Below are 26,272 nucleotides of genomic sequence, written 5' to 3'. Positions count from 1 at the left end.
ATCTCTTTACTACGGAGAATAAGGGATTCGAACCCTTGCGCCAGTTACCCGACCTAACGATTTAGCAAACCGTCCTCTTCAGCCTCTTGAGTAATTCTCCTTAATAACGAATGAAATGGGCACGAGTGGAATCGAACCACCGACCTCACGCTTATCAGGCGTGCGCTCTAACCATCTGAGCTACGCGCCCAAGATGATCTTGGGTAATGGCGCGAGACGGAATCGAACCGCCGACACATGGAGCTTCAATCCATTGCTCTACCAACTGAGCTACCGAGCCAAAAGGAGGATGTGGGATTCGAACCCACGCACGCTTTTACACGCCTGACGGTTTTCAAGACCGTTCCCTTCAGCCGGACTTGGGTAATCCTCCATAAATATGGACCTTGTAGGACTTGAACCTACGACCGCTCGGTTATGAGCCGAGAGCTCTAACCAGCTGAGCTAAAGGTCCAGCAAACAAGATAAAAATAGCGGCGAAGGGGATCGAACCCCCGACCTCCCGGGTATGAACCGGACGCTCTAGCCAGCTGAGCTACACCGCCAAAATAACATCGGGAAGACAGGATTCGAACCTGCGACACCTTGGTCCCAAACCAAGTACTCTACCAAGCTGAGCTACTTCCCGTTATCACTAAAAATAAAGCTCCCCTAATGAAGCATTAAGCGAGTCATGCACCCTAGAGGATTCGAACCTCTAACCGCCTGATTCGTAGTCAGGTACTCTATCCAGTTGAGCTAAGGGTGCTTCCTATAATACGGCCATGCCGAGGACCGGAATCGAACCGGTACGATGTTGCCATCGCAGGATTTTAAGTCCTGTGCGTCTGCCTGTTCCGCCACCCCGGCCTCTCAAAGCGAACGACGGGATTCGAACCCGCGACCCCCACCTTGGCAAGGTGGTGTTCTACCACTGAACTACGTTCGCAACCTATTCAGTTAATGCCGGCTACATGACTTGAACACGCGACCCTCTGATTACAAATCAGATGCTCTACCAACTGAGCTAAGCCGGCTTACTATTATTCTTATGCGGGTTAAGGGACTTGAACCCCCACGCCCGAAAGCGCCAGATCCTAAATCTGGTGCGTCTGCCAATTCCGCCAAACCCGCATATGACTCGTGCTGGGCTCGAACCAGCGACCCATTGATTAAAAGTCAATTGCTCTACCAACTGAGCTAACGAGTCTCAAAATATGACACAAACTACGTTTGTTTTATTTCAAACTTTTAACAGCCTATTCACAGGATGTTAAAACGGTCCCGACGGGAATCGAACCCGCGATCTTCGCCGTGACAGGGCGACGTGATAACCGCTACACTACGGGACCTATGGGAGTTAACGGGATCGAACCGCTGACCCTCTGCTTGTAAGGCAGATGCTCTCCCAGCTGAGCTAAACTCCCCTTCTGGTCATTCAACTCAACGGTCGAGCATCTGTAGTGTGGAAAGCTACGCTTTCTTCATCCACAACCTGAAACAATCACTAGATCGTTTCAGCTCTCCCAGTGAGCTAAACTCCCAAATGGAATCATCTGATTCCTATGCGCTAAGCGACTACCGTATCTAACAGGGGGCAACCCCCAACTACTTCAGGCGTTCTAGGGCTTAACTGCTGTGTTCGGCATGGGTACAGGTGTATCTCCTAGGCTATCGTCACTTAACTACTGTTGAATGGAATTGTACTCGGACTAAAATCCTAGTGAAAAAGATAAACTTCCTAGAGTCTACAGACTCTGCGTCAGTTTCCTATTTTCTTACGGATTTCGTAACGCCCTCGTTACTTCACTTTATCCACTCAAAATTGAATATCTATATTCTAACAAGAAACAACCACGCTGTCAATATTGACTTCGTTGAATTTTACTGTAATTGTATTCGAACTAAAAAGCTAGTGATTTAGATAAATCCACTTGAAGTCTATCCGACTTCCGCGTTGATTTCCTAAAATCATACGCTTTTCTTAACGTTCTCATTACTTACTTCGGATAAGTCCTCGAGCGATTAGTATTGGTCCGCTACATGTGTCGCCACACTTCCACTTCCAACCTATCTACCTGATCTTCTCTCAGGGCTCTTACTGACATAAAGTCATGGGAAATCTCATCTTGAGGTGGGTTTCACACTTAGATGCTTTCAGCGTTTATCCCTTCCCTACATAGCTACCCAGCGATGCCTCTGGCGAGACAACTGGTACACCAGCGGTAAGTCCACTCTGGTCCTCTCGTACTAGGAGCAGATCCTCTCAAATTTCCTACGCCCGCGACGGATAGGGACCGAACTGTCTCACGACGTTCTGAACCCAGCTCGCGTGCCGCTTTAATGGGCGAACAGCCCAACCCTTGGGACCGACTACAGCCCCAGGATGCGACGAGCCGACATCGAGGTGCCAAACCTCCCCGTCGATGTGAACTCTTGGGGAGATAAGCCTGTTATCCCCAGGGTAGCTTTTATCCGTTGAGCGATGGCCCTTCCATACGGAACCACCGGATCACTAAGCCCGACTTTCGTCCCTGCTCGAGTTGTAGCTCTCGCAGTCAAGCTCCCTTATACCTTTACACTCTGCGAATGATTTCCAACCATTCTGAGGGAACCTTTGGGCGCCTCCGTTACCTTTTAGGAGGCGACCGCCCCAGTCAAACTGCCCGTCAGACACTGTCTCCGATAGGGATAACCTATCCGGGTTAGAGTAGCCATAACACAAGGGTAGTATCCCAACAGCGCCTCCTCCGAAACTGGCGTTCCGGTATCATAGGCTCCTACCTATCCTGTACATGTGGTACAGATACTCAATATCAAACTGCAGTAAAGCTCCATGGGGTCTTTCCGTCCTGTCGCGGGTAACCTGCATCTTCACAGGTACTAAAATTTCACCGAGTCTCTCGTTGAGACAGTGCCCAAATCATTACGCCTTTCGTGCGGGTCGGAACTTACCCGACAAGGAATTTCGCTACCTTAGGACCGTTATAGTTACGGCCGCCGTTTACTGGGGCTTCAATTCAGATCTTCGCTTACGCTAAACCCTCCTCTTAACCTTCCAGCACCGGGCAGGCGTCACCCCCTATACATCATCTTACGATTTAGCAGAGAGCTGTGTTTTTGATAAACAGTTGCTTGGGCCTATTCACTGCGGCTGCCTTTAAGACAGCACCCCTTCTCCCGAAGTTACGGGGTCATTTTGCCGAGTTCCTTAACGAGAGTTCTCTCGCTCACCTGAGGCTACTCGCCTCGACTACCTGTGTCGGTTTGCGGTACGGGTAGAGTATGATACAACGCTAGAAGATTTTCTCGGCAGTGTGACGTCACTAACTTCGCTACTAAACTTCGCTCCCCATCACAGCTCAATGTTACAGATACAAGCATTTGACTCATATCACACCTCACTGCTTAGACGGGCACTTCCAATCGCCCGCTTTAGTTAGCCTACTGCGTCCCTCCATCACTTCATACTCTAGTACAGGAATATCAACCTGTTGTCCATCGGATACACCTTTCGGTCTCTCCTTAGGTCCCGACTAACCCAGGGCGGACGAGCCTTCCCCTGGAAACCTTAGTCTTACGGTGGATGGGATTCTCACCCATCTTGCGCTACTCATACCGGCATTCTCACTTCTATACGCTCCAGCGCTCCTCACGGTACACCTTCATCGCCTATAGAACGCTCTCCTACCATACCACATTGTGGTATCCACAGCTTCGGTAATATGTTTTAGCCCCGGTACATTTTCGGCGCAGGGTCACTCGACTAGTGAGCTATTACGCACTCTTTGAATGAATAGCTGCTTCTAAGCTAACATCCTAGTTGTCTGTGCAACCCCACATCCTTTTCCACTTAACATATATTTTGGGACCTTAGCTGGTGGTCTGGGCTGTTTCCCTTTCGACTACGGATCTTAGCACTCGCAGTCTGACTGCCGACCATAAATCATTGGCATTCGGAGTTTATCTGAAATCAGTAAACCGAGATGGCCCCCTCATCCAAACAGTGCTCTACCTCCAAGATTCTTAATGTCGACGCTAGCCCTAAAGCTATTTCGGAGAGAACCAGCTATCTCCAAGTTCGTTTGGAATTTCTCCGCTACCCACAAGTCATCCAAGCACTTTTCAACGTGCCCTGGTTCGGTCCTCCAGTGCGTCTTACCGCACCTTCAACCTGCTCATGGGTAGGTCACATGGTTTCGGGTCTACGTCATAATACTAATCCGCCCTATTAAGACTCGGTTTCCCTACGGCTCCGTCTCTTCAACTTAACCTCGCATCATAACGTAACTCGCCGGTTCATTCTACAAAAGGCACGCTCTCACCCATTAACGGGCTCGAACTTGTTGTAGGCACACGGTTTCAGGTTCTATTTCACTCCCCTTCCGGGGTGCTTTTCACCTTTCCCTCACGGTACTGGTTCACTATCGGTCACTAGAGAGTATTTAGGGTTGGGAGATGGTCCTCCCAGATTCCGACGAGATTTCGCGTGTCTCGCCGTACTCAGGATACTGCTAGGTATAAAGACTATTTCAAATACGAGGCTATTACTCTCTTTGGCCTACCTTCCCAGGTAGTTCTTCTATACTCTTTAAGTCCACATTGCAGTCCTACAACCCCGAAGAGTAAACTCTTCGGTTTGCCCTCCTGCCGTTTCGCTCGCCGCTACTAAGGCAATCGCTTTTGCTTTCTCTTCCTGCAGCTACTTAGATGTTTCAGTTCACTGCGTCTTCCTCTACACTACCTTAACAGTAGTGAGTGACAGGCATCAACCTGCCGGGTTCCCCCATTCGGACATCTCTGGATCTACGCTCACTTACAGCTCCCCAAAGCATTTCGTCGTTTGTCACGTCCTTCATCGGCTTCTAGTGCCAAGGCATCCACCGTGCGCCCTTATTAACTTAACCTTATTAACCTAATTTTTTCAAAATTAGAAATTGTACTCAGACTAGAAAACTAGTGATTTAGATAAATCCTCTTGTAGTCCTAAGACTACTGCGATGATTTCCTAAAATCATACGTTTTCTTTAACGTCTTCGTAACTTAATTAAACTCATTAAATATTCACAGCGTTTCGGTTTATTTTCTTGTTACTATTTCTATATGTACTTTCATACATAAAGGAATGTTTGATAGATATTCAATTTTCAATGGACAAGTTTAGGATAGGAACGACGGTCGCTTCTACAGAAGTTAGTCGTGAATTCAACTTCACTGTTATTCAGTTTTGTAGGATTTCTATCCTAATGGAGCCTAGCGGGATCGAACCGCTGACCTCCTGCGTGCAAAGCAGGCGCTCTCCCAGCTGAGCTAAGGCCCCGTACACTTTATGTGTCTTGGGTAGGTTTTTAACAAAACCTCTCAAAATTAAAGAAGACTAACGTACAGGTTCCTTATCCTTAGAAAGGAGGTGATCCAGCCGCACCTTCCGATACGGCTACCTTGTTACGACTTCACCCCAATCATCTATCCCACCTTAGGCGGCTGGCTCCAAATGGTTACCTCACCGACTTCGGGTGTTACAAACTCTCGTGGTGTGACGGGCGGTGTGTACAAGGCCCGGGAACGTATTCACCGCGGCGTGCTGATCCGCGATTACTAGCGATTCCGACTTCATGTAGGCGAGTTGCAGCCTACAATCCGAACTGAGACTGGCTTTAAGAGATTAGCTTGCCGTCACCGACTTGCGACTCGTTGTACCAGCCATTGTAGCACGTGTGTAGCCCAGGTCATAAGGGGCATGATGATTTGACGTCATCCCCACCTTCCTCCGGTTTATTACCGGCAGTCTCGCTAGAGTGCCCAACTTAATGATGGCAACTAACAATAGGGGTTGCGCTCGTTGCGGGACTTAACCCAACATCTCACGACACGAGCTGACGACAACCATGCACCACCTGTCACCAGTGTTCCGAAGAAAAATCCTATCTCTAGGACGGTCACTGGGATGTCAAGACCTGGTAAGGTTCTTCGCGTTGCTTCGAATTAAACCACATGCTCCACCGCTTGTGCGGGCCCCCGTCAATTCCTTTGAGTTTCAACCTTGCGGTCGTACTCCCCAGGCGGAGTGCTTAATGCGTTAGCTGCGGCACTGAGTCCCGGAAAGGACCCAACACCTAGCACTCATCGTTTACGGCGTGGACTACCAGGGTATCTAATCCTGTTCGCTCCCCACGCTTTCGAGCCTCAGCGTCAGTTACAGACCAGAGAGCCGCTTTCGCCACCGGTGTTCCTCCATATATCTACGCATTTCACCGCTACACATGGAATTCCACTCTCCCCTTCTGCACTCAAGTTTGACAGTTTCCAAAGCGTACTATGGTTAAGCCACAGCCTTTTACTTCAGACTTATCAAACCGCCTGCGCTCGCTTTACGCCCAATAAATCCGGACAACGCTCGGGACCTACGTATTACCGCGGCTGCTGGCACGTAGTTAGCCGTCCCTTTCTGGTAAGATACCGTCAAGTGAGAAACTTTCCACTCTTCTCACAGTTCTTCTCTTACAACAGAGCTTTACGATCCGAAAACCTTCTTCACTCACGCGGCGTTGCTCGGTCAGGGTTGCCCCATTGCCGAAGATTCCCTACTGCTGCCTCCCGTAGGAGTCTGGGCCGTGTCTCAGTCCCAGTGTGGCCGATCACCCTCTCAGGTCGGCTATGTATCGTTGCCTTGGTGGGCCATTACCCCACCAACTAGCTAATACAACGCAGGTCCATCTCATAGTGAAGCAGTTGCTCCTTTCAAGCATCTACCATGCGGTAAATACTGTTATGCGGTATTAGCTATCGTTTCCAATAGTTATCCCCCGCTATGAGGCAGGTTACCTACGCGTTACTCACCCGTTCGCAACTCATCCGGAAGAAGCAAGCTCCCTCCTTCAGCGTTCTACTTGCATGTATTAGGCACGCCGCCAGCGTTCGTCCTGAGCCAGGATCAAACTCTCATTAAAATTAGTTTGTCCGACTAAGCACTCTGGCTTATCCGTTTATTGTTTTTTTATCATTGACGATTTATATTACTATAAATCACCCTGCACGTTTGGTTCGTCTTCTTTAATTTTCAAAGGTCTTGTCGTCTATCGCGACAACTATATCAGTATATCACATCCACGATTTCCTGTCAACTGCTTTTTGAAACTTTTTTTCGTTTCTCCTGCATCAACAGTCCCGCGCGAGACAACTTCATTATTCTATCATCTATTACTATTACTGTCAATAGCTTTTGAATACTTTTTTGAAAAAAATAAGCCGGTCATGTGACCAGCTTAGTGATTAGCGTGTTGGAACGTAATTTAGTTCATCTTTATGTTCTGCAAGGAAGTCTCCGAGCTCTGACTCAGGGATTTCGCGGAGGTAGAGGTTGGCACGAATGGTTACGTCATCTTCACGACAAGTTGAGAGAACCAGGTAGTTGTCTGATGCTTTAATCTCAATATTATCATTTTTTGCTACTGCACCTTCACGAACTGCTGTCAACTGCTCTTCGAACTGTTGGTCGCTATCGAAACTTGTGCGATAGAAGGCTGTCGACTCATGAACAATAATCATAAAAGCGGCCTGATAGTAATGAACTTTTTCCGGAGTACGGACGACAACATAGGGATGGGCATCAAAGTAGGCCTGATCATCGTAGAAGTTGACATCGTTAAACATACGGCTATCTGGTACTTGAGAGCCACGAGCGTGACCAAAGAGCCAGGTCAACTTGTCACTAAAGTCTGTTTTGTTGTCCATATCCATGAAGACAGTGCCCATATATGGATCTTGCCCAGAACCATCAAACAGTTTTGATAGATAGGTCTCGTTATCACCACTATAGACAACTGGCTCATCGAGATTTGTCCCCGGAGCATAAACGTAACCAATGGTATCTGGGTTGACTCCTTTCAGACCATCGAACTGCTCTTTTAGTGCTGCCTTTTCTTCCTCTGAAATCTGGTAGGTAGCTGCAGTAGACGATGATGTCGCCTGCTGACTTGAGTTCGGCTGGCTGTTTACTGATGAGGTAGTATTATTGCCACCTTGAAAAAAGAAAAATGCTGAAATAGCAATTCCTGCAACTGCCAATAGGCCTAGGAGGGCAGGAAGTAGTTTATTTGTTTTTTTTCTTGAATTTCTCATGTTTCACCTTAAAAAATAAAGTTGCCCTGAGGCAACTTTATATATGATAGCTTAAGCTAATTATTTAGCTGCGCTTGTTTTTGGAAGTGTTTTAGTACCAGTTGCTGTTTTAGCTGCTGCTACAGGTTTAGCTGCTGGCTTCACTTCTTTATCGGTTACAGAATTACCATAAACATAACCTTTGCCGTTTTCGTCAATTCCACCTTTCAAGTTGGTACCTTGTGCAGTTGGAGCTGTTGCTGGTTTGGCGATGATAGTCGCTTCTCCGTTTTCATCCAACACAGGATTGCCGTTCTCATCTTTTAGAACATCGTAAGTCAAATCAGATGTTTGTGACGGTGCGGTCACAGAATCTCCTTTTTGAGTGATTTCAACTGTTCCATCTGCTAGGAATTTATCAATATTTAATTCAGGTTTTTTAGGTGCAGTAACACCTCCAAGAGCAGCATGGTCCTCTTTATTTACAGTAGTTCCATTGTCAAGAGCAAGTACTGGAGCTGCTGCTGCAACCAATGCTGCAACTGTAGCCAAAGTTACGAATGTTTTTTTCATGATAAAAAACTCCTTTTGTTTTTCTTTTATTTTATTACTGCCACTGCAGATACCTATATTATAAGCTGATTTTTTATCTATGTCAAGAGTTTTTTAAAAAAATTAAGGATTTTTTTCAAAAGTTATTTGTGATTATTTGATATGAATGGATAGGGTGTAACTATGACAACTATATTGAGTGATTTACCTTACTAAAAAGAAAGACTGTTATCTTATCTTAAATTATCTTTTGGCTTTATAGTTGTTCTTGATTAAGCTCCGGTTTCTAATTGACTGCGGAGCTGGGCGATGGTTGTCAGGGGAAGTGCTGTCAATTCTGCTATATCTTCGTCTGACATGTGCTTAGTGAGCATGTTGCGCGCTATTGAGTAGCTGGCTTGAAGTTGACCTTCTTCTCTGCCTTCTTCACGACCTTCTTCTCTTGCCCAGTAGATGCTACTGTAATTAACTTCTAGAATATCTAGTTCGTCATTGAACATGGCTTGTTCCTCAACTATTTGTTAGTAGCTCGCCTTGGAGCTCGTGAATTTGGGACAGGGAAAGACCCGTACTTTGCGCAATGAGCTCTGGGGATAGATTGGCTGACAATAAATTGCGTGCTATCGAGTAGCTGGCTTGAAGTTGTCCTTCTTCACGACCTTCTGCTCTGCCTTCTTCTCTACCTTCTTCGCGACCTTCTTCTCTTGCCCAGTAGATTCTACTATAATTAACTTCTAGAATATCTAGTTCGTCATTGAACATGGCTTGTTCCTCAACTATTCGTTAGTAGCTCGCCTTGGAGCTCGTGAATTTGGGACAGGGAAAGACCCGTACTTTGCGCAATGAGCTCTGGGGATAGATTGGCTGACAATAAATTGCGTGCTATCGAGTAGCTGGCTTGAAGTTGTCCTTCTTCACGACCTTCTGCTCTGCCTTCTTCTCTACCTTCTTCTCTACCTTCTTCGCGACCTTCTTCTCTTGCCCAGTAGATTCTACTATAATTAACTTCTAGAATGTCTAATTCGTCATTGAACATGGCTTGTTCCTCCTTACTCCAGCTGGCGAAGTCCAGGGCATGCTCGGCTTGGTGGATGATTTTATCTAGAGGAGCTGTAAATTCTCGGTTCCCAAAAAATTCAAACCATTTCTTAAGCTGGTTTTTATCGAAAGTTTCGGGCTGGTATTTGTCCAACTCTAGAAAAGCCATTTTGAGCAAGCTGTGGTCCTTGGGACTATCCTTTAGCTTGATGGTTAGTTCTTGATTAGTGGTTTCTTCTCGAATGGAGAAGATATGAAAGGCCTTATCGTCTGGGAAATAATTTTTCTCCAAAAGGGCGATACCGTAGACCGGATAAAGCCGTTCATGGATCAAATGTGTCTCCTGAAATTCCTTGCGGATATTTTCAAAATTATCATGCACCTGGCTACAAATATAGGTCCATAGCCGATTCACAAAGGACCGTTGCTTGACAATCTGGATTTCAATGATGACTTGCGTGCCGTCATCCAGCTCAACCAAGATATCTGTGACGGTATAAAATCCTCTCGGCAGTCCGTCCTGTGGTAGGCGAATCTGGTGACCGTCTAGTAATTCTACAGATTTGACAGGTAGGTCTAATATATCTGCTATAAAGTGCTTGGTAACTTCCTTATTTTGGAAGATTTTTTTTGCTACGGTGTCGTAGGTGGGTTTGAGTCTGGTATGTCGCATAGGTTTTCTCCTATAAGTATAGAATTCCTTGAACATTCCAAACTATTTCCTACTTATATTTTAGCAGTTTTCATTAAAAAGTTCAAGGTTGATAATGTGGGACATGGTCCTCTATCTTATTTATTCGTATTTAGTAAGGAGAAAAAAAGAGAAACCTTGCGATTTCTCTCTTGAATTATTTCATTTTTTCTTTGATTTCATCGTATGAGAGGGGGTGGACATCTTCTTCATCGTGCTCTGTTTTTTCAGGCATTTGGCCTTTTTCATAGAGCGATTTGATTTGAACGCTGTCCAATGTTTCATACTTGAGTAGGGCTTCTGCAATCAACTGGTGTTTTTCACGGTTGTCCTGGATGATTTCAGCTGCTTTGTTATGGGCTTCTGTCAGGAGATTACGTACTTCTGTGTCCAGTTCGTAAGCAGTTTGCTCAGAAATGTATTTTTGAGTAGTTTGGGCACCGAACATAGCATGGCTACCTTCGTACTGCATTGGTCCCATTTTTTCACTCATACCATATTCAGCAACCATAGCACGCGCCATTTGCGTTGCTTGCTCAAAGTCATTTGAGGCACCTGTGGTTTGAGTATTAAAGATAATTTCTTCTGCTACACGACCACCCATAAGCCCAGCCAATTGCTCCTTCATATCTTCTTTAGAAAGTAGCATTTGATCTTCTTTAGGAAGGGCAATCATATAACCACCAGCGCGACCGCGAGGGACAATAGTAACCTTGTGAACTTCACGTGCATTTGATAGGACAAGGCCGACAATGGTATGACCTGCCTCATGGTAGGCAACAATTTCACGCTCTTTAGCTGAAATCTGACGGTCTTTCTTAGAAGGTCCGGCGATAACCCGGTCTTCCGCCTCGTCAATATCCGAAGCGTCGATAACGGTTTTATTGCGTCGAGCTGCAACAAGAGCAGCTTCGTTGAGGACATTTTCCAAATCGGCTCCGACGAAACCTGGTGTTTGTTGGGCAACCAATTTCAAATCAACATCATCAGCCAGCGGTTTATTCTTGGCGTGCACCTTGAGAATAGCTTCGCGGCCCTTGACATCTGGACGACCAACCAAGACCTTGCGGTCAAAACGACCTGGACGAAGAAGAGCTGGGTCTAAAACATCACTGCGGTTTGTAGCTGCGATAACGATAATGCCTTCATTTCCTTCAAAACCATCCATTTCAATCAGGAGTTGGTTGAGGGTCTGCTCACGCTCATCGTTACCACCGCCCATGCCGACACCACGTTGGCGACCGACAGCATCAATCTCGTCGATGAAAATGATGGCTGGAGCTGCTTTTTTAGCGTCTTCAAAGAGGGAACGAACACGGCTGGCACCGACACCGACAAACATTTCAACGAAGTCTGAACCAGAAATCGAGAAGAATGGGACACCTGCTTCGCCGGCCACTGCCTTGGCAAGAAGGGTTTTACCAGTCCCTGGAGGGCCTTCCAAGAGGACACCTGCTGGAATACGGGCACCGAGTTTGGTAAAGCGTTTTGGTTCTTTCAGAAACTCAACAACTTCGACCAACTCTTGCTTTTCTTCTTCCGCACCTGCTACGTCTGAGAAGCGGACCTTGACATTGTTCTTTTCAAAGGCTCTGGCCTTGCTACGACCGAAGTTCATAGCGCCTCGGGCACCTCCACCTCCTTGATTCATCATCATCATGAAGAATCCACCGAAAATAATCAAGGGAAGGAAGTTGAGGATAATGCTAAACCAGAGACTATTGGAGCTTTCTGGCTTTATCGTGACTTTAATCCCTTTTTCATTGGCCAGGGTTTGAAGTTCTGATAGATTTGTCTCGGAAGGTAAAATCAGGGATTTGAAGTTTTTGTACTTGATTGTCTCTGAAACTTGGAACAATTTAATAGAAGAGGCTAGCTCGTCTTTGGCTGTTTGTTCCTTTTTGTACTTACCTGTAATTTCGATAACGCTTGAATCAGGCTGGTAGGTTAGTTCTGATACATTGTCATTTTTAAGCTCGGTAATGACTTGAGAATAGGGAATTTCTTGCACCGTTACTTGTTTGCCAGCGTTAAAAAATTGGAAGGCTGTCAAAAGAGTCGCAATGACAAGAATAATGAGAAAAGGATTTTTTATAAATCCTTTATTTGGTTGTTTGTTCATAATAATAGTAGGAAACCTTTTCTATTTTGTATAAACTTCCTCTTTCAGTACTCCAACATAAGGAAGATTACGGTAATTTTCGTTGTAATCTAGACCAAAACCGACTACAAACTCATTTGGAATAGTGAAGCAGGTATAGTCTGGCTCAATTTCAACAACACGGCCTTCTGGTTTATCCAAAAGAGTCGCAATTTTGATAGAAGCTGCTTGACGGAGGGCAAAAAGCTCCTTGAGTTCTTTCAGGGTACGGCCAGTATCAATAATGTCCTCTACAAAGATAATGTGACGACCAGCGACGCTATTATCCAAATCCTTGATGATTTTTACGGTACCGCTACTTTCTGTACCACCGTGGTAGCTAGAAACGACCATGTAGTCTGTCTCTACGTGGGAATCGATATGCTTCATCAATTCAGCCATGAAAGGAATAGATCCTTTCAAAATACCCACAAGAAGAGGATTTTTGTCTGCATAATCCTGGGCCAAGATTTGACCTAACTCTTTGCTTTTTGCAATGATTTCTTCTTCTGAAACGAGAACTTTTTTAATATCATTATCCAACATAATGTTTTACTCTTTCTGTTTGATATATAAGATAGCTTTCATTATACCATTTTTTGCAGATTTACTCAAATCAGTGATAAGCAGATTGGCAATTCCATAAATTTTTTCAGCCTGTTGGACAACTATGGCTTCTTGTCGTACTTGCTGAGGAATTTTTTGGTCAATAAACCAGCGACGAAGTTTCTTCTGAACACCATTTATGAGAATGCTGTCTCCTGCCTGTCTACTGCGTAAGGTAATGGGGCTATCTGGTTGCAGATAAAGGATTTGTTGGGCATCTTCCAGTGGTTGATTGAGGGAAAATAGGTAGTCCCCATAAGTGAAGATACCGTCTGATTCTATCACAAGGGGAGCTAGTGCTTCATCCGTCTGAGGTTGGATTTTGCTGATGCAAAACTGATGATAATCTTTTTCTAATTGGTAGCCGTTTTTTAGGCTGTGACGATAATTGGCCTTGGATCGTAAAATATGGAGGACTTGGTCAAACTGAGCAGCTGTCAATTGAAGGTCTGGAAATTGTTCTAAATATTCTTCCAGAAGAAAACTTTGTACAGCCTGGGTTTGCTGCTGAAAGTGCTGGAGGTTGGTGATTTCTACATTTTTGGTCAAATCACGCAGGGCTTGGACCAACTGTTGGCTTTCGGATGCTAACTGGAGGAGATTCTTATCTAGCTGAGGATTTTCCTGTCTCAATTGTGGTAAATAGGTATTTCGGATACGGTTTCGTAAATAAGCTGGACTGGTATTGCTAGAATCTTCAAAATGAACTGTTGCTGGAAAATCAGATTTTTGAAAGGTCAGCAAGGGACGAATCAGCTGGCCAGGTCCGAAGTCTTGGACTGGCTGAATGGCTGAGATGTGACGCAGTCGATTGCCGCGGAGAATCCGCATGAAAACTGTCTCAGCCTGGTCGTCCGCATGATGCCCCGTGACCAGAGCAGTATAGCCTTTCTGGTCCATGACTTGTTTGAAAAAGTCATAGCGCCATTTCCGCGCAGCATTTTCCGAGAAAGCTCCTTGAAAATGTGAAATATAAACAGGAAGTCGTAGTTGAGTCGCTAATTCTTTGATATAGCTCTCCTCTTCCTGGGATTCTGGTCGTTGCTGGTGGTTGATATGTGCTATGCCTAGTTCGATATCTAGCTTCTCCCTGCTGTCGTATAGGAGTTGCAAAAGTGTCAGGGAATCCAGTCCACCGGATACAGCCACCAAAACTTTTCTGTGTTTATCAAAAAAGTGACCTTGGCGTGTCACTTTTATAAATCTTTCTTTCATTACTTCAAAATCTCGTAAATATCCTTGGCAATTTGTGAAATGTCGTCGTAGCTTGCCTTGTCCGTGAAGATGGACAAGATGAAGGGTGAGTCTGTGTAGACAAGAGCAACGTCGTGCCTGAAATCATAGGCGTCACCTATCTTATGGGCCACCGGAACCGGAATGTCCTTGGGAATGCGCTGGTCATCGAATCTGGTTTCCTTGAGACTATCAAGTACGAACCCACCTTGATGGTAAATAGCTTCCATCATTAGTCCAGCTACTTTTGGAGATGTTTCACGTGTAACCATGTCCCATTTTTGACCAGTGATGGAGGTGATGTCATCGTAAAACTGCTGATTAAACTTGTCAGCCAGGTAGTAGCCGACAATATTGCTTGCGACATTGTCAGACTCTTTGGCGATACGGTTGAGCAGGTCGTCAACTTGGTATTCTTTATTGTCAACTCGCTTGCTGATGGATCCACTGCCTGCAGGGTCATAGGCTCCATCAAAGTTCTCTGTCTCCTTTACATACTTGACCTTATCTGTCAATTTAAAACGCCCTAAATCAATTTGTTTTTGGGCATAATAGAGTGTAGGAAGCTTAGAAACACTGGCTGCATATAGAATCTTATCCTGATTGATACCTGCTTCTAACTGACTTGACACTTGCTTGACATATATAGAGTAGTTGTCTTTGTTGTATTTTGTGTCTAGGAGTTTTTGAACTCCTTCCATCCTATTATCTTGGGTTGACAAGTGGTCAAGTAGAGCCCAGCCCTTGCCGACAATCTGAACAAACTGACCTCTCGGTGTCTTCACGAGTGTGTCAACCTGAACAGGCTGATAAGGAGGAAGGGTACTTTCTTTTTCATCCTGCTTTGTAGAAACAGGACTGGTTAAAATTCGAGTATTCTCCTTGGTCCAATAGGTCTGTTCAAGACCTACCTGGTTTAAAATCCTGTCATCTGCTACTTGGTCTTGACTAGCCAAAACATAGGTGCCATCCGATAGTGTGAAAACCTGCTGGTGGTGGTTATTTACCTCTAAACCTGCTAGTTCCAAACTGGAATTAGGCCCTATCTTGTGACTATAGTGGGTCAGGTCCATATCCTTAAACACATGGAGTTCTTTCAGGGAAATCGGGTTGCTAGGTAGGCTATGAAAGATGGGTTGGTATTCTTTTTGATTGAAAGTTACGTACTCTTCTTGCGTGATTTCAAAGGGGACTTCTGTGCTGTCCACAATGGTTGCAGAAAATAAAATTGGCAAGAGGAGTATGACTAATTTTTCCTTCATTCTCCATTCTTTCTATTTGGAAATTTCTTGTTGTGGATCAACGGACACTTTTAGCTGTTGATTTTTTTCAGTGAGTTCTTCTAATTTGTCATCGGAATAGGACAAAAATAACTCAACATTTTTCAATAAATCTTCTGTCATTTGGGCAATAATCCTGGAATATTGTAGATAAACTCGCCATCTTTTGAAAACTGATACTTGGCACGGACATATTTTGCAGCATATTCTTCATCCTGCAATTTTTTGACTAGGGCGTCACGAAGTTCCTTCTCACGAGAAAGGTCTTTGTACTGATTTTCCAATTCAACTAGTTTGGCTTCATTTTGCTTCAATTTCTGATGAGTAGCCACTAGATTATAGGTTGGCAACATAAAGAGAAAAATCACCAAGACAATGACCGTCGCTAAAAAACGGTTTTTTTGTTGTTTTTCTAGCTCTTTGCGGTGAAATCTTTCCTTCTCAGCATCAATAAAACGATTGCTGATTTGAAGAACCTTAGATTTTTTCATCTGCTTCTATCCTTTTTTCGCTAACGATTTCGTACATTTTCAGAGCGTCTTCCTTCTTGGTCGAGTCTTTCATTTCCAAGACCTTAACTGTCAAGAGTTTGTTTCCAAATTGGATTTCGATTTGATCATTGATTTTGACATCCGTTGAAGACTTTGCCAAAATGCCGTTTATTTTGATACGGCCCTTGTCTGCCACTTCTTTTGCAACTGTCCGGCGCTTGATAATACGGGATACTTTTAAATATTTATCTAGTCTCATTTGAATTACCTCAACTAAATATTATATCATTTTTTAAAGGTTTTGGTAGAATAGGATAACTTTGTTACCAAAATGTAAAAAGAGAGTTTGGAAACTCTCTCACCAAAATATGAGTGCTGAAATGACTGCTCCTGCTAAGAAAATGAGAATTGATGCATTCAATGAAATAAACAGTTCGGCACAATCAACCTTTACTTAACTTAATTTGGGCCAATTTTTCTGCGAATTGGATCAATTCCTCCAAGATTTCATAATCCTTCTGTTTTTGAAGGGTAAAAATCACTTCTAAACGGCCCCGATTCTCTGCAATTTGGACCTTGAGATTGGTCACCGATAGGGCCTGGAAATAATCCTGGGTCAGGAAAATTTGACCAGCCATGGGCTCAAAGGAAATTGTAATCTGCTGTTTCTTTCTAAGGACACTATGACAGAAAACCTGGTCCAGATAAGATTTGAGGAGACCAATTTCTAGCAAATAGGCTACAACATCCGGATAGTCTCCGAAGCGATCGACCAACTCTTCCTGCAATTCTTGATAGTTTACACGGCTGTCAATGTTCTTGATCCGCTTGTAAATCTCGATTTTTTGATGCTGGTCTGAAATGTATTCACTCGGCAAATAGGCATCAATCTGCAAATTGATTTCCGTATTACTCTTCTGACGCTGGCCAGCTTTACCTTGCTTTTCAAGAATGGCCTGTTCCAAAAGCTGAGAGTACATTTCATAGCCAACTGAGTCAATAAAGCCAGACTGGGCTGCACCGAGAATATTTCCCGCACCGCGGATGGACAGGTCCTGCATAGCAATCTTGAAGCCAGACCCCAGTTCTGTAAAGCCTTTGATGGCTTCTAGGCGTTTTTCAGCCACTTCTGTTAAGGACTTGTCAGGCCGATACATGAGATAGGCATAGGCGATACGATTGGAACGGCCGACACGACCACGAAGTTGATAGAGGGTTGACAGTCCCATATGGTCGGCGTTTTCAATAAAGAGGGTATTGGCATTTGGAATATCAACCCCTGTTTCAATAATGGTAGTCGTAACGAGAACATCGTACTCCCCTTCCACAAAGGCATAGAGGGTGTTTTCCAGTTGGATTTCAGACATTTGTCCGTGAACATAACCGATGCTGGCCTCTGGAACCAACTCTTTCAGCTCTGAAACTTTTTGCTCAATGGTGTCAACTTTATTGTAAAGATAGTAAACCTGTCCGTCCCGGTCTAATTCACGGATAATGGCATCGCGAATGACTGTTGGATTGGTTTCCATGACATAGGTTTGGACAGGATAGCGATTAGTTGGCGGTGTTTCAATAACAGACAAATCACGAATTCCAAGCATGGACATTTGCAGGGTCCGAGGTATAGGAGTTGCAGTCAAGGTCAGGACATCGATTTTCTTTTTCAGCTCTTTAAGGCGTTCCTTGTGCTTGACACCAAAGCGCTGTTCCTCGTCAATGACCAGTAAACCTAAATCGGAAAAGACCACATCTTTGGAGAGCAGGCGATGAGTACCAATGATAATATCCACCTGACCTTTTTTGAGCTTCTCCAGCGTTTTCTCCTGCTCTGCCTTGGTCTTGAATCGGCTCATCACATCAACATTGACAGGAAACTCAGCAAAGCGCTCTTGGAAATTTGCAAAATGTTGCTGGGCTAGGACCGTTGTCGGCACTAAAATTGCAACCTGTTTACCATCATTGACCGCCTTAAAGGCTGCCCGCATGGCTACTTCTGTCTTACCAAATCCAACATCCCCGACCAAGAGCCGATCCATGGGCGAATCCTTCTCCATATCCTTTTTGATTTCGTCAATCGAGCGAAGTTGATCATCGGTTTCCACATGTGTAAAGTAGTTGTCAAACTCTTCTTGACTGGCATCATCAGGTGAAAAGGCAAAACCTTTGAGCTGACTGCGCTCTGCATAGAGCTTAATCAAATCATCCGCAATGTCTTCAACCTGCTTTTGCACCTTCTGCTTGGTCTTTTGGAAACGACCGTCGTTTAGCTTATTGACCTTAGGTGCCTTGCCGTCTGAGGCCAGGTATTTGGACAGGAGGTCAATCTGCTCTACTGGAATGGAAATGCGGTCAGCATTCTGATACTGCACAGTAACATAGTCCCTGTGAACACCCGATATTTCAATGGTTTCAATCCCTAAATACTGACCGATGCCGTGAACATGGTGGACTACATAATCTCCGACAGAAAGCTCACTATAATCCTTAATCCGCTCCGCATTGGACATGTTTGTCCTGCGGATTTTGCGCTTGATTTTCTTATTAAAAATTTCCTTTTCAGTGATGACAACCAGCTTTTCATCCATAAGATGAAAACCAGCTGACAGCTGAGCGACGGTGATTTGCTGCTGCCCTGCGACTAATTGTGATGCTGAATGGACTGGTAAATGAATCTCGTATTCCTGTAAAGATTTCTGTAAAGCTTGTAAACTTGTTTCAGAAGAAGCCTGGATAATGACCGTATTGTTTGATTTGGCATAGCGAGCCAGTTCATCTTTTAAAAGCGGAATTTGGTGGAAAAATTCCTGCATGGGATGCTGGTTAAATTGGTAAAGTCCGTAAAACTTGACATTGCCCAGACCTTTCTGGAAACTAGAAAAGAAGGTGGCTGGCTTGTATTTTCTCAAATCAGCATAGGTTGACGCGAAGTAATTCAAACTTGACACTGATTTACCATTCTGTAAATCCTGTGTCAAGACATCCGCAACTTCTTTCTCAAACTGGGCCTGTTTATCAGAAATTTTATGGAAATCATCTAGAAAAATAGGTGAACCTTTTGGAAGGTAATCCAAAATAGTCCAGCTATCCTCATATAAGAAGGACAGGAATTTTCTGAGATCCGGATGACGGTAGGAAGACTGCATGTCTGCCAAGACTTCCTTGAGATAGGAAATCTGTTCTTCTTGATTGGAACGCTCAATCGTTTTCTGAATGATAGGAATAGCTCGTTGGTAGTCCTCTTCTGTCACAATCATTTCTGATGCTGGTGAAACGGTAATCTGTTCACAATTTTCCAGAGACTTCTGGCTATCGATGTCAAAAGTTCGGATGCCATCTATTTCATCACCGAAAAACTCCAGACGATAAGGATGCTCAGCCTGCATATCATAAATATCTAAGATGTCTCCTCGCTGGCTAAATTCTCCCTGGGTCAAGACACGAGAAACCTTCTTATAACCTGTATTGACAAGTGACTTGACAAGGGTGTCAACTTCCATTTCCTGACCAACTGAAAGTTCTAATCTAGCAGATTGATAGGCAGAAGGACTAGGTAACAAAACACGGCAGGCAGCCATACTAGCTACCAGAATACCTGATGAAGTCTGGTCTTGTAGGAAATTCAAACTATCAATTCGAGACTGGGTTCGCTCTTTGGAGGCAAAAATAAACTCGGAAACAGGACTGTCATCTGTAAAGAAGTTGTAAACAGAGTCGCTACCAATAATAGCTGACAAATCTGTTGCCAAGCGCTCGGCCTCATTTTGATTCGCCGTCACAATTAAAATCTTTTCTGTCAAGCTATCAAAGGCAGTTGCCATGACCAAGGACTTGCTGGTTCCTGATAGTCCTAGGATGAGTTGGCGAGTGGATTTATTCAATCCTGCCTGCCACTGATTGATTTGCTTATTTTGGTGTAATAAATCCAGGATATTCATTAGCCGTTAAACTTTCTCATGATGATATCAAAGTCATCTTCCTGTAAATAGAAGTTGACAGCCTTGTCAAGTTTTTCAAGAGCTAGGTCAATGTCAATGCGGTCCTCCGTATCAAATCCAGATAAAACATGATGAACCACACTCATCTTGCCTTTAGGACGACCAATGCCAATCTTGATGCGGTCAAATTGATCTGTTCCTAGATACTTGATGATAGACTTAATACCATTGTGGCCACCGGCCGAGCCTTTTTGACGGAAACGGATTTTTCCAACAGCCATGTCCAAATCGTCATAAGCTACGAGAATATCAGTCTCATCCAGACCATAGTAGGTCATCAGGGCATGAACAGCCTTACCTGATTCATTCATAAAGGTCGTCGGCTTGACCAGAAAAATCTTCTCTCCGTCAATAAAGGTAGTTGCAAGGTCCGCTTGGAAAATCTTATCGTGCGTAAAAGTCACATTTTCACGCGCAGCAATCTTATCAATCAGCATAAAGCCGACATTGTGCTTGGTTTCAAAATAGCGGTCACCGGGATTGCCTAGACCTATTATCAATCGTGTCATTTTTTCTCCTTAAACACCAAAAGGGTTGGAAGTCTTTCCAACCTACTATTTTTATAGTTGTTTTTTGATTGCTAAACATTTGCTTAGTCTAGGCATCAAAGTCACAGGCAGTACTGATAGTACGGCAAGACGAGATAACAACGAATAAGCGAATGTTAGGCATCAGACATTGAAGCGGAACTCCATGATGTCCCCATCCTGAACCACGTACTCCTTACCTTCTTCACGAAGGCGTCCAGCCTCTTTAACAGCCTTCTCAGAGCCGTAGTGCATCAAATCATCATAGGACATGGTTACGGCGCGGATAAATCCTTTTTCGAAGTCTGAGTGGATGATACCGGCCGCTTGAGGTGCCTTGATACCTCGCTTGAAGGTCCAAGCACGGACTTCTTTTTCACCTGCTGTAAAGTAAGTACCAAGACCAAGTAAATGATAAGCTGCACGAGTAAGTTTGTCAACACCAGACTCAGTCAAACCAATTGCCTCCAAGAATTCTGCCTTGTCCTCGTCGTCGAGTTCCGAAATTTCTTCTTCAGCACGCGCTGAAATGACTACCACTTCTGCATTTTCTGTCGCTGCAAAATCGCGGATTTGTTGAACATACTTGATGCCGTCTGGGTCAGCGACCTTGTCCTCATCAACGTTAGCTACATAAAGGACTGGCTTGGTGGTCAAGAGGAAAAGCTGCTTGACAATTTTTTGCTCTTCGTCTGTAAAAGCTACTGTACGAGCTGATTTACCATCTTCCAAGACGGGCTTGATTTTTTCGAGAACGGCAAATTCTGCCACAGAATCCTTGTCTTTCTGGGTACGAGCCATCTTCTCCACACGCGCATAGCGTTTGTTGATACTCTCCAAGTCAGCCAAAATCAATTCTAGGTTAATCGTATCAATATCAGCAAGCGGATCAACGAAGGCATCTTCACGCCCCTGCTCCCGCATGACATTTTCATCGTCAAAGGCACGAACCACGTGAATAATGGCATCCACCTCGCGGATATTGGCCAAGAATTTATTTCCCAAACCTTCCCCTTTTGAGGCACCTTTTACGATACCGGCAATGTCTGTAAATTCAAAGGTGGTCGGCACGGTTTTCTTTGGTGTAATCAACTCTGTCAACTTGGTCAAGCGCTCATCTGGCACCTCCACCATACCCACGTTTGGATCAATGGTCGCGAAAGGATAGTTGGCAGCCTCTGCTCCTGCTTTGGTAATTGCGTTAAATAGGGTTGATTTACCAACGTTTGGCAAACCGACGATACCTGCTGTTAAAGCCATATTTTTAGTTCTCCATATAAAAATTCAATCATGACTATTATAGCAGAAAATTTGAAAAAAAGCTTGCGAATCAACAAGCTTTGTATCATCCAAAAATAGATGGCAAAATATGAGGTAGAAACCAAGATAAATATCCCAAAATAGAGAGCACTATCCACCAATAGCCAGCAATAAATTGCCAAATATCCATTTTTTGCTCTGCTGTTTGATATGTTCCTGTTTCCTTGGTATTGTTCTCAGGTTCTTTTCCTAAAACCAGATAGTCTAGACTGACATCAAAAATTTCTGCCAGCTGGACCAGTTTATCAATATCTGGCGTTGCTTCACCATTTTCCCATTTGGAAATAGCCTGACGGGAAATATAGAGTTTTTCTGCCAATCCATCTTGGGATAAATTCTTAGCTGTGCGTAAAGCTCGAATTTGTTGGGCTAATTGAGTCATGATAGATTCCTCCTGATTTCTAAATTCAGTATAACTTAAGCATGAGTCGCTGACTAGCAATACTTTAGAAATTTTCTCAACCAGCAGTTGCAAACTGTCAACTAGGACTCGCTTTCAAGAACTTTCTTCATTTTCCGCTCAAAATCATACCGGCTCATCATGACCACATGGTCACAGTTGCTGCAACGGATTTTAATATCTGCACCTAAACGAATGACTTCCCACTTATTGGCTTTTTTGCCAGTCGATTTGATGACACAGGCATGAGGCTTTTTCATTTCAACAAATGTTCCTAATTGATACATGGTAACTCCTTATAGATAGATTTTTCTTTCTTGGCAAGTCAATGCACACTCTGTCCCCGCCAGCATTTCACCATCCGTTTGAAATAGGATTTGCTGACTGGTTTTGATAGAAATGGTTTGGCACTGGAGATGTTTGATATATTTGGATTTCTTATGACGCTTAAGGACCAAATCGAGCAAGGCCAGCACCCGTCTATGAATTGGGCCGTTTTCAATATAAACCAGATCGATTTTCTGCTCATGAGCAGAGGCTTCCGGCCAAATCATGATACCACCGCCAAAGTAGGTATTGTTGGCAAGAGACAGGAAAAAGAGATTCTTCAACTGTTGTTCCTGGCCATCAATGACCGCGTCCACTGTCAAGGACTGCGCATCTAAAAGACTTCTGATAGCCATTATCAGATAGGTCAATTTGCCAACTTTCACGCGCTTAAGCCATTTTTTGAGCTTAGAGGATTCTGAGCGTGCAATCACCTGGGCAGCAAAACCAGCATCCATGCTATTGACAATAATCCCAAAGTACGTCTTCAAAACACAAATAGACTGTGTTTTTTCTGTCAAGAGGGCAGTTAGGACAGTATCTATCTCTCTGATTTTCATTGATTTGGCGAAATCATTGCCCGAACCTGTCGGATAATAAGCAAAAGGTAGTTGGCTTGGCCAATCCGTCAGGCTTTTAGATAGCGTACCGTCTCCACCTAAAATGAGCAGTCTATCCCCGTCTCCATAGCCTTCTAAAATCTTTTGAATCTGAACTTTCTCATCATGCTTACCCTGGGTCAGATAGGTCTTAAATTCTACTTGTGGATAAGTTTTTTTAAGCTGGTCTATTATACTCTCTGCAGAATGACTGCCAGCATTTGGATTTGCTAAAATGTGTACAATCATAGGTAATTTTAGTATAACATAAAAACGGCTCAATGGCCGCTTTTACTGTTATTAGTTGGTACGAACAGGGGTTACCAATTGGATAAAATCGTCATCCTCACTGTTTGGCACCAGAGTAAATGGACGAACGTTGGAAATAAAGCTCACCTTCACCTGCTCATTGTTGGTCGCTTTGAGGGCTTCAATCAGATAAGTTGGGTTGAAGCTGATCACCAGATCCTCACCTGAAACGTCCAAGGTATCGATTTCTTCATTGACGCGGCCTACTTCTGGAGAATTGACATGGGCTGAGACAATACCCTTGGTAATTTCCAGTTTCACCGTTCCATTCTGAGTAGCATTGGACAAGAGACGAGCACGCTCCATAGACTGACGGAGGTGGGAGGTGTCAAAAACAGCTGTCGTCTTAAATTCTTTTGGAATGAGACGGTCGGTATCTGGATAGGTCCCTTCCAAAAGACGGGTATAGAAACTAATATACTCGCTTCTGAAGAGGATTTGGTTGTTGGAGAAGAAAACCTCTACCTTTTCAATTTCATCGGTAAATACGGCCGTAAATTCGCGGAGTGAGCGGCTTGGGATGACCACATTGAAATCATCTCCTGCAGTCTCCAAGACCAATTTACGCTGGCTGAGACGGTGGGAGTCGGTCGCCACTGTTTTGAGCTGTTTATTATCTGTTAGCACAAAGTGCACACCAGTTAGGATTGGACGACTTTCCTGAGTTGAGGCCGCAAAGGCTGTTTCGTTGATGGTTTGCTTAAGGACTTTTGTTTCCAATACCAGAGGTTTTGAAGTTGGCACTTCTTGTAAGCGTGGGTATTGCTCAGCTTCTTTTCCTTTGAGGGTAATTTCAGATTTACCACTAGTCAAGACAATCTGCTTTTGTTCGATTTCATTAAAATCAAGAACTAAATCTGGCATGCTAGAAACTACGTTGATAAAGAAAGCTGCTTCCAGAAGGATAGCTCCGGTTGAGCTAATCAAAAGACCAGCATTTTCATCTTGAACAGAAATAAAGTGTTCGATAGAAATTTGACCATTAGAACCAATCAGGCTAATACCTTCCGTATTAACAGCAATTTTAACAGTCGATAAAATAGGAATAGCATTCTTGGTACTGATAGCACGTTTGGTAATATTTAATGCTTGTAGGAAAACAGTTTTGTTAATGGAAAATTGAATCATGGATTCTCCTTTATTTATATATAATAAGGGTTAGTAATAGTAGTAGAGCCTGTGCATTCTGTGGAAAAGTGTAAGCAAGCGTATCAGAATAGGAAAAAAGGCTTGTTTACAACTTGTGGAAAACTGTGCACAAGTATGGGATTACAGGATCTTGTTTTTGATATTTGTAATTTCAATCAGGAAGCTTTCGTTATTCTTGAGCATGTCCCTTATTTTTTTATAGGCATGCATGACAGTTGTGTGGTCTCGATTACCGAAGGCCTTGCCAATTTTTGGAAGGGAGTTGTCCGTCATTTCCCTTGCTAGATACATGGCTACCTGGCGGGCTAGGACAATATTTTGCAATCTCTTGCTTCCCTTTATTTCCTTGAGGCTAACGCCGTAGAATTTTCCGACCTCAGTCTGGATGGTCTCAATTGGGATAACAGAATTTTTTGGTGCTGCCTGATTGCGTCCTCGGATGGCCTCAGCTGCAATGTCGACGGTGATAGTGGTCAAATTTCTCATTCCAGCCAGGAGGCTGATATCTTTGAGAATACCTTCTAAATTTCTGACATTGGACTGGATTTGGCCTGCTAGATAGGTCAGGGTATCATTTGGAAACTCAAATGGATAGGTGGCACACTTGGTTCTGAGGATGGCCTCGCGCGTTTCGATATCTGGTGGATAAATCTGGCAGGTAGCTCCCCAACTAAAGCGGGATACCAAGCGGTCTTCCAAATTATCCAGGCTATCTGGATTTCGATCGCTGGTTAGGACAATCTGTTTTCCTTGGCTCAAGAGAGCATCAAAGGTGTGGAAGAATTCTTCCTGTGTTGAAGCCTTCCCCTTTAAGAGCTGGATGTCATCAATGAGCAACAGGTCAAGATTTCTATAGTGCTCCTTAAATTCTTCCATGTCCAGTTCTTTTTTGGTGAGATAGTTGACAAATTCGTTAAGGAAGGATTCAGATGTGACATATTGAACACGCGCGTGTGGATTGTCTCCCAGGACTTGGTTACCAATTCCGTTGAGCAAGTGAGTTTTCCCAAGACCAGGTCCTCCCCAGATAAAGAGAGGATTGTAGAGCTGTCCAGGTGAATGGGCTACAGCTAGAGCAGCAGATTTGGCCATCATATTACTACCACCTTGGACAAAGTTATCAAAGGTGTATTGGGGCTGGATGCCTGATTGAATCGGAAGAAAACTGGATTTGCTGGGCTTGCCTATCGGAGCTGGAGTATCTGCTTCTGCTGGTGTTGTAACGACCTTATCAGTTTTATAGGCCTTGTCAGATTTGGGTTCTGATACAGATTGATAGGTATGGTAGGTGACGGAAATTTGCTCACCCAACACTTCTAAACCAGCAATCAGTATCAGTTCTTCAATATTTTGTTTCCATAATTTTTTCTTACTGGCCAGGATACTGTCGCTAGTTCCAGCGAGAAAAATTGTTGCAACGCCATCCTGCAATTCAATCAGGCGCGCTTCTTCAACCAGTAGCTCGTAGACAGAATTGGAAAGACTGGACTGTGCTAGTTCAATAAATCGATTCCAAAATTCTTGTTCCTTGTCCAT

At 44.0% G+C, this 26,272-nt stretch carries 20 protein-coding genes, 16 tRNA genes and 3 rRNA genes; all 39 read right to left on the bottom strand.

Translation table 11 applies throughout. From position 1 onward, the window contains the following. Positions 1-12 precede the first annotated feature (12 nt). The 39 genes from AB1F57_RS00195 to dnaA all read right to left on the bottom strand — a co-directional run bounded on the left by AB1F57_RS00195 (position 13) and on the right by dnaA (position 26,272). Positions 13-100: transfer RNA gene (locus AB1F57_RS00195), tRNA-Ser, on the bottom strand. A 16-nt stretch (positions 101-116) separates the two neighbouring features. Further along, positions 117-190 (bottom strand) — tRNA-Ile (locus AB1F57_RS00190). Between the two features lie 17 nt (positions 191-207). Beyond that, positions 208-280 (bottom strand) — tRNA-Phe (locus AB1F57_RS00185). Positions 281-283: 3 nt separating this feature from the next. Continuing rightward, positions 284-373: transfer RNA gene (locus tag AB1F57_RS00180), tRNA-Ser, on the bottom strand. A 7-nt stretch (positions 374-380) separates the two neighbouring features. Further along, positions 381-454, bottom strand: a tRNA-Ile gene (locus AB1F57_RS00175). Between the two features lie 17 nt (positions 455-471). After that, positions 472-545 (bottom strand) — tRNA-Met (locus AB1F57_RS00170). Positions 546-554: 9 nt separating this feature from the next. Next, positions 555-628, bottom strand: a tRNA-Pro gene (locus AB1F57_RS00165). Positions 629-674: 46 nt separating this feature from the next. Next, positions 675-748: transfer RNA gene (locus AB1F57_RS00160), tRNA-Arg, on the bottom strand. 17 nt (positions 749-765) lie between these two features. Beyond that, positions 766-849, bottom strand: a tRNA-Leu gene (locus AB1F57_RS00155). 7 nt (positions 850-856) lie between these two features. Continuing rightward, positions 857-928, bottom strand: a tRNA-Gly gene (locus tag AB1F57_RS00150). 15 nt (positions 929-943) lie between these two features. Continuing rightward, positions 944-1,016: transfer RNA gene (locus AB1F57_RS00145), tRNA-Thr, on the bottom strand. A gap of 15 nt (positions 1,017-1,031) precedes the next feature. Continuing rightward, positions 1,032-1,113 (bottom strand) — tRNA-Leu (locus tag AB1F57_RS00140). 3 nt (positions 1,114-1,116) lie between these two features. Beyond that, a tRNA-Lys gene (locus AB1F57_RS00135) sits at positions 1,117-1,189 on the bottom strand. Positions 1,190-1,258: 69 nt separating this feature from the next. Further along, positions 1,259-1,331: transfer RNA gene (locus AB1F57_RS00130), tRNA-Asp, on the bottom strand. Positions 1,332-1,333: 2 nt separating this feature from the next. After that, positions 1,334-1,406 (bottom strand) — tRNA-Val (locus AB1F57_RS00125). A 142-nt stretch (positions 1,407-1,548) separates the two neighbouring features. Next, positions 1,549-1,664, bottom strand: a 5S ribosomal RNA gene (rrf, locus tag AB1F57_RS00120). 320 nt (positions 1,665-1,984) lie between these two features. Then, a 23S ribosomal RNA gene (locus AB1F57_RS00115) occupies positions 1,985-4,886 on the bottom strand. Positions 4,887-5,226: 340 nt separating this feature from the next. Further along, positions 5,227-5,299, bottom strand: a tRNA-Ala gene (locus tag AB1F57_RS00110). 83 nt (positions 5,300-5,382) lie between these two features. After that, positions 5,383-6,929 (bottom strand): 16S ribosomal RNA (locus AB1F57_RS00105). The 16S, 23S and 5S rRNA genes sit together here with 16 tRNA genes alongside, the layout of an rRNA operon. Positions 6,930-7,251: 322 nt before the next feature. Beyond that, positions 7,252-8,100, bottom strand: coding sequence for a class B sortase, LPKTxAVK-specific (gene srtB / locus AB1F57_RS00100; RefSeq protein ID WP_170239589.1), 849 nt, complete (start codon positions 8,098-8,100; stop codon positions 7,252-7,254). Positions 8,101-8,160: 60 nt separating this feature from the next. After that, the gene (locus AB1F57_RS00095) at positions 8,161-8,652 is read right to left on the bottom strand and encodes a hypothetical protein (protein WP_167786157.1); all 492 of its coding nucleotides are present in this window, start codon (positions 8,650-8,652) and stop codon (positions 8,161-8,163) included. A gap of 251 nt (positions 8,653-8,903) precedes the next feature. Next, positions 8,904-9,131 (bottom strand): hypothetical protein, encoded by a 228-nt coding sequence (locus AB1F57_RS00090; RefSeq protein WP_170239588.1) that lies wholly within the window; start codon positions 9,129-9,131, stop codon positions 8,904-8,906. A gap of 10 nt (positions 9,132-9,141) precedes the next feature. After that, positions 9,142-9,393 carry a hypothetical protein gene (locus tag AB1F57_RS00085; protein ID WP_367985876.1) on the bottom strand — a complete coding sequence of 84 codons (252 nt, stop codon included), beginning with the start codon at positions 9,391-9,393 and terminating at the stop codon, positions 9,142-9,144. A 10-nt stretch (positions 9,394-9,403) separates the two neighbouring features. Beyond that, a complete protein-coding gene (locus AB1F57_RS00080; protein ID WP_367985875.1) occupies positions 9,404-10,342 on the bottom strand; it encodes an Rpn family recombination-promoting nuclease/putative transposase in 939 nt (312 codons plus the stop codon). Positions 10,343-10,517: 175 nt separating this feature from the next. Next, positions 10,518-12,482, bottom strand: a complete 1,965-nt coding sequence (gene ftsH, locus AB1F57_RS00075) for an ATP-dependent zinc metalloprotease FtsH (protein ID WP_105138538.1) — start codon at positions 12,480-12,482, stop codon at positions 10,518-10,520. A 21-nt stretch (positions 12,483-12,503) separates the two neighbouring features. Further along, positions 12,504-13,046 (bottom strand): hypoxanthine phosphoribosyltransferase, encoded by a 543-nt coding sequence (hpt, locus tag AB1F57_RS00070; protein WP_105138539.1) that lies wholly within the window; start codon positions 13,044-13,046, stop codon positions 12,504-12,506. A 6-nt stretch (positions 13,047-13,052) separates the two neighbouring features. Beyond that, complete coding sequence (gene tilS / locus AB1F57_RS00065; protein ID WP_367985873.1) at positions 13,053-14,321, bottom strand: tRNA lysidine(34) synthetase TilS; 1,269 nt, start codon at positions 14,319-14,321, stop codon at positions 13,053-13,055. Further along, positions 14,321-15,601: a serine hydrolase gene (locus AB1F57_RS00060; RefSeq protein ID WP_367985872.1), complete on the bottom strand. Its 1,281-nt coding sequence runs from the start codon at positions 15,599-15,601 to the stop codon at positions 14,321-14,323. The genes tilS and AB1F57_RS00060 overlap by 1 nt, the downstream gene beginning before the upstream one ends. Positions 15,602-15,613: 12 nt before the next feature. Beyond that, entirely contained in the window at positions 15,614-15,742 is a 129-nt protein-coding gene (locus AB1F57_RS00055) for an SP_0009 family protein (protein ID WP_254610581.1), read from the bottom strand. Then, a complete protein-coding gene (locus tag AB1F57_RS00050) occupies positions 15,739-16,110 on the bottom strand; it encodes a septum formation initiator family protein (protein ID WP_105111350.1) in 372 nt (123 codons plus the stop codon). The genes AB1F57_RS00055 and AB1F57_RS00050 overlap by 4 nt, the downstream gene beginning before the upstream one ends. Next, complete coding sequence (locus AB1F57_RS00045) at positions 16,097-16,369, bottom strand: RNA-binding S4 domain-containing protein (protein WP_105111349.1); 273 nt, start codon at positions 16,367-16,369, stop codon at positions 16,097-16,099. Before AB1F57_RS00045 ends, AB1F57_RS00050 begins: the two co-directional genes overlap by 14 nt. A 184-nt stretch (positions 16,370-16,553) precedes the next feature. After that, entirely contained in the window at positions 16,554-20,045 is a 3,492-nt protein-coding gene (gene mfd, locus AB1F57_RS00040) for a transcription-repair coupling factor (protein WP_367985871.1), read from the bottom strand. Beyond that, positions 20,045-20,614: an aminoacyl-tRNA hydrolase gene (pth, locus tag AB1F57_RS00035; protein ID WP_167786141.1), complete on the bottom strand. Its 570-nt coding sequence runs from the start codon at positions 20,612-20,614 to the stop codon at positions 20,045-20,047. The genes mfd and pth overlap by 1 nt, the downstream gene beginning before the upstream one ends. Positions 20,615-20,776: 162 nt before the next feature. Next, on the bottom strand, positions 20,777-21,892 hold the full coding sequence (ychF, locus tag AB1F57_RS00030; protein ID WP_167786140.1) for a redox-regulated ATPase YchF: 1,116 nt from the start codon (positions 21,890-21,892) through the stop codon (positions 20,777-20,779). A gap of 85 nt (positions 21,893-21,977) precedes the next feature. Next, positions 21,978-22,334, bottom strand: a complete 357-nt coding sequence (locus AB1F57_RS00025; protein ID WP_044687198.1) for a helix-turn-helix domain-containing protein — start codon at positions 22,332-22,334, stop codon at positions 21,978-21,980. A gap of 101 nt (positions 22,335-22,435) precedes the next feature. Then, positions 22,436-22,639: a DUF951 domain-containing protein gene (locus AB1F57_RS00020; RefSeq protein WP_105138548.1), complete on the bottom strand. Its 204-nt coding sequence runs from the start codon at positions 22,637-22,639 to the stop codon at positions 22,436-22,438. Between the two features lie 9 nt (positions 22,640-22,648). Further along, the gene (locus AB1F57_RS00015) at positions 22,649-23,527 is read right to left on the bottom strand and encodes a diacylglycerol kinase family protein (protein WP_167786139.1); all 879 of its coding nucleotides are present in this window, start codon (positions 23,525-23,527) and stop codon (positions 22,649-22,651) included. Positions 23,528-23,578: 51 nt separating this feature from the next. Beyond that, entirely contained in the window at positions 23,579-24,715 is a 1,137-nt protein-coding gene (gene dnaN / locus AB1F57_RS00010; protein ID WP_167786138.1) for a DNA polymerase III subunit beta, read from the bottom strand. A gap of 141 nt (positions 24,716-24,856) precedes the next feature. After that, on the bottom strand, positions 24,857-26,272 hold the full coding sequence (dnaA, locus tag AB1F57_RS00005; RefSeq protein WP_167786137.1) for a chromosomal replication initiator protein DnaA: 1,416 nt from the start codon (positions 26,270-26,272) through the stop codon (positions 24,857-24,859).

The organism is Streptococcus nasisuis (genome assembly GCF_040836615.1).
GTDB classification, from domain to species: Bacteria; Bacillota; Bacilli; order Lactobacillales; family Streptococcaceae; genus Streptococcus; species Streptococcus suis_V.
The sequence above is the reverse complement of the archived record's forward strand: the minus strand, read 5'-3'. Positions and strand labels throughout refer to the sequence as shown.